Below are 10419 nucleotides of genomic sequence, written 5' to 3'. Positions count from 1 at the left end.
GCACCCACCCCGCCCGAACTCCGCGTGCCGTACGTCATGCCCCGGCGCCCATCTTCGGCGCCCGGCCTCCTCGGCGATCTCCTCCACGGGCCCGACACCCGACCCCTCGGCCGCCGCGTCCGCCACCGGCTCCGCCCCTTCCTCGGCAGTGGCTTCCTCGGCGGTGGCCGCCTGGGCGAACAGATCCTCCTGCGTGAAGTCCGCCAGCCCGCTCACGCCGACCCCCAGCAGCCGCACCCCGCCCGTGGTGTCCACGGACTCGATGAGCCGCGCCGCCGCCTCCCTGATGACCGCTGGATCGTCGGTGGGCCCGCGCAGGGTCTCGGACCGCGTCAGCGTCGAGAAGTCGTACCGCCTGACCTTCAGCACCACCGTGCGCCCCGACCGGCCCGCCGAGCGCAGCCGCCCCACGCACCGGTCGGCGAGCCGCGCGACCTCCGACCGCACCCGCGCCCGGTCGTGCAGGTCCACGTCGAAAGTGTCCTCCACGGAAACGGACTTGGCGTCCCGCTCCGCGACGACGGGCCGGTCGTCGAGCCCTTGAGCCATTGCGTGCAGCGAGGTGCCGTGTGCCCGCCCCAGCAGCCGTACGAGCTCGTCCTCGCCGGCTTCCACCATCTCTCCGACGGCGTGAATGCCCACCCGGCGCAGGTGTTCGGCCGTGGCGGGCCCAACTCCCGGCAGCGTACGGACCGTCAGGGGCGCGAGCAGCTCCCGTTCGGTGCCGGGCGCGATGACCACCAGGCCGTCCGGCTTGGCCCGTTCGGAGGCGATCTTCGCGAGCATCTTGGAACCGGCGAGCCCGACCGAGCCGGTGAGCCCGGTGGCCGCCCGGATGTCGCGGCGCAGCCGCTCCCCCACCTCCCGCGCCGCCTGCGTGGAAGCGCTCGTTCCGCCCGCCTCGAGATCCACGAACGCCTCGTCCAGGCTGAGTGGTTCGACCAGCGGCGACAGCCCGTGCAACAGCTCCATGACCGCGTCGCTGACCTGCCGGTAGAGCGAGAAACGCGGCGCGAGATAGGCGGCGTTGGGGCACATCCGCCGCGCCTGCCCCGTCGCCATCGCGGAGTGCACCCCGAAGACCCTCGCCTCGTACGAGGCCGTGGCCACCACTCCGCGCGGCCCGATACCCCCGACCACCACCGGCTTCCCGCGCAGGCTCGGCTTCGCCGCCTGCTCAACGGCGGCGTAGAACGCATCCATGTCGAGATGCAGGATGGTCGGTGCGCCTCTCACACCACCGATGCTGCCCCACGGCACTGACAATGGGCCGCAGCTCGGGATCCGGCAGCGACAAAGGGGCCGCAGCTCGGATCCGGCAGCCTGCGAAGGCCCGGCCCGCGGGTCAGACCGCGCGGTTGCGGCGGCGGGCCAGCTCGTCGGCCGGGTTCTGCCCGACGAGCGTCTCGCCGGTGTCCACCCGCTCCCCGTGGAGCTGCGACAGCGCGCCCTCCACGTCCTGCCAGACCACCCCGACCGCGATGCCGAAGACACCCTGCCCGCCCTGGAGCAGGCTGACGACCTCGTCGGGGGACGAGCACTCGTAGACCGTCGCGCCGTCGCTCATGAGCGTGATCCGCCGCAGGTCGGCGCGCTGCCGGGCGCGCAGGTGCTGAACGGCCGCACGGATGTTCTGCAGCGAGACGCCGGTGTCGAGGAAGCGCTTCACGATCTTCAGGACGACCACGTCGCTGAAGCTGTAGAGCCGCTGGGTGCCCGACCCGTAGGCGGGCCGCACGCTCGGCTCGACGAGCCCGGTGCGCGCCCAGTAGTCCAGCTGCCGGTACGTGATGCCGGCCGCCGCACAGGCCGTGGGCCCGCGGTAGCCGATCCGCTCGGAGTGATCGATCCGATCCGGCAGGTCGTCGGCGGTGACCTGCCGCGCGACGGTGTGCCGGGGAGTGGGGTCGGCCGCACCCCCGTGGAGCGGAATCGGACCGCCCGCCGCTGTACCGTCGCCGGTGCTTCTCACGCCGACCCTCCGTCCTTGACCTGCCTTCTCGACGGTAGGCAGTCACCCGGGGTGCGTCAACGATCGCCACACTCGGCACGCCGAGTGATAATCACCCTGCGGGTGGTTTCCCGTGACCCCTCGGAGGGAAAGGCTAGCCGAATGGCTACACGCCCCCGCGAGGGCGGGCCCTTACTGGCTGCTGGTGCCGAAGTCCTCGGGCGAGATCTGGTCGAGGAACTCGCGGAACTTCTCCACCTCGTCCTCCTGCTCGTCCGGGATCGCGATGCCCGCGTCGTCCAGCACCCCGTCGCTGCCGTAGATCGGCGTTCCGGTGCGCAGCGCCAGCGCTATGGCGTCGGACGGCCGCGCGCTCACCTCGACCCCGCTGGCGAAGACCAGCTCCGCGTAGAACACACCCTCCCGAAGGTCCGTGATGCGAACCTCGGTGAGCGTCTGGCCGACCGCCTCCAGCACATCCTTGAAGAGGTCGTGAGTCAGCGGGCGGGCGGGAGCCATGCCCTGCTGGGCGAAGGCGATCGCGGTCGCCTCCCCGGGCCCGATCCAGATGGGGAGGTAGCGGTCGCCTCCCACTTCTCGCAGGAGCACGATCGGTTGGTTGGAAGGCATTTCCACCCGGACACCGACGACGTCGAGCTCGTTCACACAGCAACCCTAGGACGTGCCCGGCCGGTTTGGGTAGTCGGGCCCGCCCGTCAGTGCGGGCGGTACCGCAGCGCGGACTGGACGAGAGCGGCGTGCAGCCGCACGGAGAGCGCGGCCAGTTCCCTGGCGGTGGTTTCCGCGTGGATCCTGGTCTGCGGGTTCCGGTGGCGCCTGAGCGGGGCCACCACCTGCTCCACGAGGTCCGCCTCGCGGTCCGCGGCGGCCTTCAGGACGCGCAGGTGCCGCGGCTCGAGCCCGAAGCGGCCCAGGTCGGCGATGAGCTTGGCGACGGAGACGGACTCGATGTCGTATCCGCGCTCGTCGGCCGGCCCGATCAGGCCGTACGACTCCCACTCGACCAGTTCGGCCTCATCGACGTCCGCCGCGGCGATCAGCTCGGCACGGCCGACGCGGGCCGCCGCCAGGATCTCGGAGTCCTGGTCGGCCGACCCGTCGAGCAGCTCACGGGGGCGGCTGGGGGCCGGAAGCTGGACTTCCTCCCCGCGCGCCAGCGCGTCGAGGTGCTCCCGGATCACCTTCAGCGGGAGGTAGTGGTCACGCTGTATGCGCAGGACATAGGCGAGCCGCTCGACGTCGTCCGGGCTGAACTTGCGGTACCCGGACGGCGTACGCCGCGGCTCGACCAGGCCCTCCGCCTCCAAGAAACGGATCTTGGAGATGGTGACCTCGGGAAACTCCTCGCGCAGCTGCTGGAGCACCGTGCCGATGCTCATCAGCCCGCCTCTTCTGGCGGCGGTGCCGGAACCGGCACCGCCTGACGGTGTCCGACGCATGGCCCTTCCCTGGTGGGGGTCCACCCGTGACGGGTTCAGCCGGCCGCGAAAGGGCTCAGAAGCCCCGCCGGCTGGCGTGGAACTCCATCCGGTACTTGCCGATCTGCACCTCGTCGCCGTTCGACAGCGGCACCGCCGCGTCGATCTGCTCCCGGTTGACATAGGTGCCGTTGAGGCTGCCCACGTCGGAGACCGTGAAGCGGCCGTCCTGGCCGCGACGGAACTCGACATGGCGCCGGGAGACGGTCACGTCATCCAGGAAGATGTCGCTCTCCGGATGGCGTCCCGCCGTGGTCAGCTCGCCGTCCAGCAGGAAGCGGCTGCCCGAGTTCGGGCCGCGGCTGACCACCAGCAGCGCCGAGCCGGGCGGCAGCGCCTCGACGGCGGAGTGCGCCTCCGGCGACAGCGAGGACGCGGCCTGACCCGTCGCCTCCGTCTCGTACGCCTCGAGGCCCGAGATCGAAATGGTCGAGGTCGTCTCGGACGCCCGCTCGGCCGACGCTCCGGCACGCAGCGGTGCTCCGCAGTTGGAGCAGAACCGGCTGTCCTCGGCATTCCGGTGTCCGCACCTCGTACAACCAGGCAAGGCGGTAAACCCTCCACCCATACTTGAGGTTGATGGTTCTTCGAAACCTATGCGCCCCGATGCCGCAGGGTCAACAGAAGACGCGGCGTGGCCCGCCGGATTATTGCCGGATCCCGCGACCTCGTCGCGGAACAGCGGACGCTCCCCCGGCGCGGAGCCCTCCTCCACGGGGCGACCCGCGGCGTGCCGGGCACCACCACTTCCGCCGCCGTCTCGGGCGCTCTTGCCGAACAACTTCGCAAACAACTTCACGGGCGATTCCCCTTGACCGAAAACAGACCCGCCCGTGGGGCAGGACGAACCCTCGCTGCACACACCGACCGGACCCGGACATCTGTACAACGTCCGTGACCGCCAGACAGTTTCCACCACGCACCACTCCCTTGGTGCGTCGACCCCCCGCAACCTCGGCACCGGCCGAAAGGCCCCGACCCGACCGGTTCACCACGATTTCTCTACGATGACGACCGAGCGTAGTCAGGCCGCTCCGCCGACCGCAAGGCGTCCACGACGATCTTCTCCGCCCGCTCGATCGACACCGTGGCCTGCTCCTTCTCCATCGTCTGCACCACTCCGCCGGGGATGTTCAAGGCAGGCTCCAGGTCCTGCGGCTTGCCGATGACCTTGAACTCGTACGGCGGGGAGATGCGCTTGCCGTCGACCCGCACGCCGCCGTCCACGTCGGAGAAGTACGTGTCGGCCACGACCCGTACGTCATTGAGCTGGATCGCCTCGGCACCCGCGGCACGCAGCTCCTGGATCGCGTCGAGGAGCATGTCCGCCTGGACCGAGTTGGCGTTGCTCACGGTGAGGTTGATTCCCGGGCCCTCGGCCGCGACCGTGCCGGCCAGCACGCCGAGTTGCTGCTCCTTCTGCACCGTCTGCCTTCGCGCTTCCTCGGCCTGGTCGGAGCTGTTCTCCAACTCCGTCCGCTGGGTCTCCAGTCGGCGCTTCTCGTCCTCCAGCCGCTGCGTGCGATTGTCGAGTTCGTCCAGGATCCGTACGAGATCCTCCTGGCGGGCGCCGCGCAGGGCGCTGTTCTCGGTGGTGGAACGGACCTGGATAGCCAGGCCGAGGCCGAGCACGAACAGCAGGAGGGCGACGATCAGTTGGGCCCGGGTGACCCGCGGCGGCCACATGCCCGCGGCCAGCCGCTGCCGCCCGGTGAGCTGGTCGGACCCGGGTGCGTCGCCGGCGGTGGGTTCGCCGTCCGGACCCGGCTTCTCCCGCTCGTCCGGAACTCCGGGTTCCCGAGCGGGGGTTGGCGTCTCACGCACCTCACGATCCTCATGAACCTCACGAGGCTCGCTCGGCTCACGGGGTTCGCTCGGTTCACGGTGCTCAGGCATCTCCGAAGTCCCGGAGGCCTCGGGCTGCTCGCCGGGCTCGGGAGTCCCGCGCGTCTCGTCCTTGTCGTTCATCGGCCTCACGCCCGGAACACGTGCCGCCGGATCGCGGCCGCGTTGGAGAAGATGCGGATGCCGAGGACGACCACGACACCGGTGGACAACTGGGCCCCGACGCCGAGCTTGTCGCCGAGGAAGACGATCAGCGCGGCCACGACCACGTTGGAGAGAAACGATACGACGAAGACCTTGTCGTCGAAGATCCCGTCCAGCATGGCCCGCAGGCCGCCGAAGACCGCGTCGAGCGCCGCGACGACGGCAATCGGCAGATAGGGCTCGACCACGGCCGGCACCTCGGGCCGGACCAGCAGTCCGACCACGACTCCCACGACGAGGCCCAGTACGGCGATCACGATGTGCCCTTCCCTGTGTCAGTGGCGCGGTTGTCCGCGCTCCCGGCTACCGGCTTCGCGGTGCGGACGATCAGGCTCGGTGCCGGGGGCAGCCGCACGTCGTCCTGCGCCGAAATGCTCGTCCGGACGCCGTAGTTCTCCTGCAGCACCTTCAAGTACTGGCCGTCGGCGCTGCTCTGGAACTCCGAGGCCAGCCGCTGCCCGTCCCCCACCGCGAGCACCGTGTACGGAGGCACCAGCGGCTTGTTGTCGACCAGTATGGCGTCACCGGCCGCGCGGATGGCCGAGAGGGCCGTCAACCGCTGCCCGTTGACCGCGATGGCCTCGGCGCCGGACTCCCAGAGGCCGTTGACGACCCGCTGCATGTCGCGGTCTCGCACCCGGCCCGTATCGGAGAAGCCCCCGCTGTCCCGGGGCCCACCGCCTCCCCCGTCGGAACCCTTGGCGTCGTTCACGACCAGCTTCATGCCCGGGCCGTGCACCGCCGTGGCTCCCGCCAGCAGTCCCACGAGCTGTCCCTGCTCACCGCCGTGCTGCTCCAACGCGGCACGCTGCCGGTCGCCCACCTCGTCCCGCAGCCGGTCCACGTTTGCCTCGAGCTTGTCGGCCTGAGCGGTGTCGGTCCCGATGCGGTCGATCAGCTCCTGCCGCTCCTTGGCGAGCGCCGGAGCGGATATCTGCGCCTCGACGGCACCGACCGTCACCACCGCCGCAGCGAGCACCAGTCCCCCCGCGAAACCGAGTTTGGCCCGCAGGGTCTTGGGAAGCTCCTTGCCGCCCCGGGCGGTGCGCCGGGCCGTGGCCTCGGCATAGCCGTCGTCGAGGGCGTGATCCATCACACTGGTCAGCAGCGACATGGAAGCGTCGGGACGACGGGGCGGCGGCGAACCGGTGCTCCGAACGGGTTGCTGCGACGACATGCCGCACATCGTCGCACGTCGCGGCGGCGTCCGCCGAATGGGCCCACCGGCGTGCCGCCGTGGGGCACCGCGCACACGGCGCCCCACTCGCACCACTCTCCAGGACGGACCGGATTTGCGCCTGTCAGCTGCGCAGACCCGCTCCGGCTCCGGCTCCGGCGGAGATCAGCGGCCCGCGCTGTCGACCACGGCCGCCCACTCGTCGAGGAGCGCCTGCGCCGAGGCCTCGTCCGGACCCTCGGCCCACAGGTGCGTGACGGCCTCGGCCGGGTCGGGCAGCACCATCACCCAGCGGCCGTCCGCCTCCACGACCCGTACGCCGTCGGTCGTGTCCACCGACCGGTCCCCGGCCGCCTCCACCACCGTGCGCATGACCAGGCCCTTCACCGCCCACGGGGTGGCGAGGTCCCGGCGCAGGACGTGGGCCTGCGGAATGCGGGCGTCGATCTGGCTCAGCGTGAGCTGCGTACGCGCCACCAGACCCAGGAGCCGTACGAACGCGGCAGTGCCGTCGAAGACGCTGCTGAACTCGGGGACGATGAACCCGCCGCGCCCGTCCCCGCCGAAGATCGTCGTGTCGTCCCGGCCGACCCGCGTCAGGTCGTCGGGCGACGTGGTCGTCCACTCGACCTGAGTGCCGTGGTAGGCAGCAACCTGCTCGGCGATCCGGGTGGTGGTCACCGGCAGCGCGACCCGTCCACTGCGCCGCTCGGCCGCGACCAGGTCGAGCATGACCAGCAGCGCCCGGTCGTCCTCGACGATCCGCCCCCGCTCGTCCACCAGCGAGATCCGCTCGCCGACAGGGTCGAAGCGCACCCCGAAGGCGGCCCGCGCGGACGCGACGATCTCACCGAGCCGTACGAGCCCGGACCGGCGGGCCTCCGCCGTCTCCGTCGGACGCGACTCGTCCAGGCCGGGGTTGATGGTGAGCGCGTCGACGCCCAACTTGCCCAGGAGGCTGGGCAGTACGAGGCCCGCGCTGCCGTTGGAGGCGTCCACGACCACCTTCAGCTCGGCGTCCGCGACACCGGTCGAGTCCACCTCGCGCAGCAGCGATCCCGTATACGAGTCGAAGACGCTGGCCGGGAAGCGCAGGTCACCGATCTCGCCGGGGAAGGCCCTGCGGTACTCCTGGCGGGAGTAGACCCGGTCGAGCTTGCGCTGACCGGCCTGTGAGAGGTCGGCGCCGCGCTCGTCGAAGAACATGATGTCCACGGAGTCCGGCACACCCGGCGACGTACGGATCATGATCCCGCCGGCGCTCCCCCGAGCCGTCTGCTGGCGAGCCACCGGCAGCGGTACGTTCTCCAGGTCCCGTACGTCGATCGCGCTCGTCTGGAGGGCGGAGATCACGGCCCTCTTCAGGGCACGGGCACCACGTGAGTGGTCACGGGCGGTCGTGACCGTCGCGCCCTTCTTCAGGGTCGTCGCGTACGCGCCGGCGAGGCGGACCGCGAGTTCCGGCGTGATCTCGACGTTGAGGATCCCGGTCACACCCCGGGCGCCGAACAGATGCGCCTGGCCACGGGACTCCCAGATCACGGAGGTGTTGACGAAGGCGCCCGCCTCGACGGTCTTGAACGGATAGACGCGGACGTTGCCTTGGACGATCGACTCCTCGCCGACCAGGCACTCGTCGCCGATGACCGCGCCGTCCTCGATGCGGGCGGCGCGCATGATGTCGGTGTTCTTGCCGATCACACAGCCGCGCAGATTGCTCTGCTGGCCGATGTAGACGTTGTCATGAACAACGGCTTTGTGCAGAAAAGCCCCGCTCTTCACGACCACGTTCGAACCGACGACGGTGTGCTCACGGAGCTCGGCACCCGCCTCCACCTTGGCGTAGTCACCGATGTAGAGCGGCCCGCGCAGTACGGCGTCGGGGTGGACCTCCGCGCCCTCGGCTACCCAGACGCCCGGCGAGATCTCGAAACCGTCGATGTCGACGTCGACCTTGCCTTCGAGGACGTCAGCCTGGGCCTTGACGTAGCTCTCATGCGTACCCACGTCCTCCCAGTAGCCCTCCGCGATATAGCCGGCGATGAGCTTGCCTTCCTTCATCAGCTGAGGGAAGACGTCACCGGACCAGTCGACGGAAACGTCGGGCTCGACGTAGTCGAAGACCTCCGGCTCCATCACATAGATTCCGGTGTTGACCGTGTCGGAGAAGACCTGGCCCCAGGTGGGCTTCTCCAGGAACCTCTCCACTTTTCCGTTCTCGTCGACGATGGTGATGCCGAATTCGAGCGGATTCGGGACACGTGTCAGGCAGACCGTGACGAGCGCGCCCTTCTCCTTGTGAAAAGCAATGAGTTCGGTGAGGTCGAAGTCGGTGAGCGCATCGCCGGAGATGACGAGGAAGGCATCGTCTTTCAGCGCCTCCTCGGCGTTCTTGACACTGCCGGCGGTGCCGAGTGGCTTTTCCTCGTTGGCATAGGTGAGTTCCATGCCGAGTTCCTCACCGTCACCGAAGTAGTTCTTGACGAGAGAGGCAAGGAACTGCACGGTCACCACGGTCTCCTTGAGACCGTGCCGCTTGAGCAGGCGCAGCACATGCTCCATGATCGGCCTGTTCGCCACAGGCAGGAGCGGCTTGGGCATGCTCGAGGTCATGGGGCGAAGACGAGTACCTTCGCCGCCGGCCATCACGACGGCCTTCATGTCGGAAGCGCCCTCCTTGAAGAGACGACAGTCTTCCCGACTTCACTCGAACAGCTGGCCCACGGATCTCGCGCTCGGGCACCCGCCCTTTTCAGGGCCGTCGTTGATACGGCGAAGCCGTATCGGCGAGCTCAGTCGGCTGCGGCGTCCGCTCTGACGAGTCGGCGGACCTGAACCACGTAGAGGATCCCTGCCCACCAGTAGAGCGTTGTACCCCATCCCGCGAACGCCCATCCGAAAATAGCAGCGAGTGAGGGGAGCCAGCCACTTCCGTCACTCAGCAGCAGCAGCGGGAAGGCGTACATGAGGTTGAACGTCGCCGCCTTGCCCAGGAAGTTCACTTGCGGCGGCGGGTACCCGTGGCGGCGCAAGATACCCACCATCACGAGAAGAAGCAGCTCACGGGCCAGCAACACGGCCGTCAGCCACCACGGCAGGATTTCCCGCCAGGTCAGGCCGACCAGGGTGGAGAGGATGTAGAGCCGGTCGGCTGCCGGGTCGAGAAACCGGCCCAGCCGACTGATCTGGTTCCAGCGCCGGGCGAGCTTGCCGTCGAGGTAGTCGGTGACACCGCTGAGGGCGAGCACGAGCAGCGCCCAGCCGTCACTCTTCGGGCCACCGAACTCCGGCCGGAGAATCAGCCACAGGAAGAGCGGTACGCCGAGCAAACGCGCCGTGCTGAGGATGTTCGGGATGGTGAGGACGCGGTCCGTCTGGACGCGCGTCTCCTGAACCTCCACCCGGGTACCTCCTGGAAGAACGTGCCAACGATGCCCCCTGACCCTACCCGCAGCCTTTGATGGCCGGTGCGGAGGGGCGGCGGGTCACCGACAGGCTCCCAACGCAAAAATGCCGCGGTCCCCGGACCATAAGTTCCAGGGACCGCGGCTAAAGATTGTTCGGCGGTGACCTACTCTCCCACAGGGTCCCCCCTGCAGTACCATCGGCGCTGAAAGGCTTAGCTTCCGGGTTCGAAATGTAACCGGGCGTTTCCCTAACGCAATAACCACCGAAACACTACGAAACAAACCAACCGAGACACACCCCACAAAAGGGGCAGCCAACATGGTTGTTGTTTCAGA

General features: G+C 69.2%; 10 protein-coding genes and 1 rRNA gene. All 11 read right to left on the bottom strand.

The window, feature by feature from the left end; translation table 11 throughout:
* A partial coding sequence (locus tag AOK16_RS08945) for a DNA polymerase IV (RefSeq protein ID WP_079101201.1) occupies nt 1–1236 on the bottom strand: 1236 nt, incomplete at its 3' end.
* 109 nt (nt 1237–1345) lie between these two features.
* Nucleotides 1346–1972: a MerR family transcriptional regulator gene (locus AOK16_RS08940; protein ID WP_055471708.1), complete on the bottom strand. Its 627-nt coding sequence runs from the start codon at nt 1970–1972 to the stop codon at nt 1346–1348.
* Nucleotides 1973–2143: 171 nt separating this feature from the next.
* Nucleotides 2144–2617 (bottom strand): bifunctional nuclease family protein, encoded by a 474-nt coding sequence (locus AOK16_RS08935; RefSeq protein ID WP_055471707.1) that lies wholly within the window; start codon nt 2615–2617, stop codon nt 2144–2146.
* Between the two features lie 50 nt (nt 2618–2667).
* Entirely contained in the window at nt 2668–3411 is a 744-nt protein-coding gene (gene ftsR, locus AOK16_RS08930; RefSeq protein ID WP_055471706.1) for a transcriptional regulator FtsR, read from the bottom strand.
* A 55-nt stretch (nt 3412–3466) separates the two neighbouring features.
* Complete coding sequence (locus AOK16_RS28940) at nt 3467–3997, bottom strand: FHA domain-containing protein (RefSeq protein WP_276202484.1); 531 nt, start codon at nt 3995–3997, stop codon at nt 3467–3469.
* A gap of 455 nt (nt 3998–4452) precedes the next feature.
* Nucleotides 4453–5346, bottom strand: coding sequence for a DUF881 domain-containing protein (locus AOK16_RS08920; protein ID WP_079101200.1), 894 nt, complete (start codon nt 5344–5346; stop codon nt 4453–4455).
* Nucleotides 5347–5423: 77 nt separating this feature from the next.
* Complete coding sequence (locus tag AOK16_RS08915) at nt 5424–5756, bottom strand: small basic family protein (protein WP_019708255.1); 333 nt, start codon at nt 5754–5756, stop codon at nt 5424–5426.
* Entirely contained in the window at nt 5753–6676 is a 924-nt protein-coding gene (locus AOK16_RS08910) for a DUF881 domain-containing protein (protein WP_055471703.1), read from the bottom strand. The genes AOK16_RS08915 and AOK16_RS08910 overlap by 4 nt, the downstream gene beginning before the upstream one ends.
* A gap of 165 nt (nt 6677–6841) precedes the next feature.
* On the bottom strand, nt 6842–9337 hold the full coding sequence (locus AOK16_RS08905; protein ID WP_055471702.1) for a mannose-1-phosphate guanyltransferase: 2496 nt from the start codon (nt 9335–9337) through the stop codon (nt 6842–6844).
* Between the two features lie 131 nt (nt 9338–9468).
* Entirely contained in the window at nt 9469–10077 is a 609-nt protein-coding gene (clsA, locus tag AOK16_RS08900; protein ID WP_055471701.1) for a cardiolipin synthase ClsA, read from the bottom strand.
* A gap of 157 nt (nt 10078–10234) precedes the next feature.
* Nucleotides 10235–10351, bottom strand: a 5S ribosomal RNA gene (gene rrf / locus AOK16_RS08895).
* Nucleotides 10352–10419 lie beyond the last annotated feature (68 nt).

Origin of the sequence: Streptomyces pathocidini, assembly GCF_001418495.1 — a bacterium.
GTDB lineage: Bacteria > Actinomycetota > Actinomycetes > Streptomycetales > Streptomycetaceae > Streptomyces > Streptomyces pathocidini.
This window is presented reverse-complemented; position numbering and strand designations above follow the sequence as displayed.

Coding starts and splice junctions, on each gene's coding strand:
- AOK16_RS08910 (WP_055471703.1), bottom strand. CDS start 6,676: ATGTCGTCGCAGCAACCCGTTCGGAGCACCGGTTCGCCGCCGCCCCGT.
- AOK16_RS08905 (WP_055471702.1), bottom strand. CDS start 9,337: ATGAAGGCCGTCGTGATGGCCGGCGGCGAAGGTACTCGTCTTCGCCCC.
- AOK16_RS08920 (WP_079101200.1), bottom strand. CDS start 5,346: ATGCCTGAGCACCGTGAACCGAGCGAACCCCGTGAGCCGAGCGAGCCT.
- ftsR (WP_055471706.1), bottom strand. CDS start 3,411: ATGCGTCGGACACCGTCAGGCGGTGCCGGTTCCGGCACCGCCGCCAGA.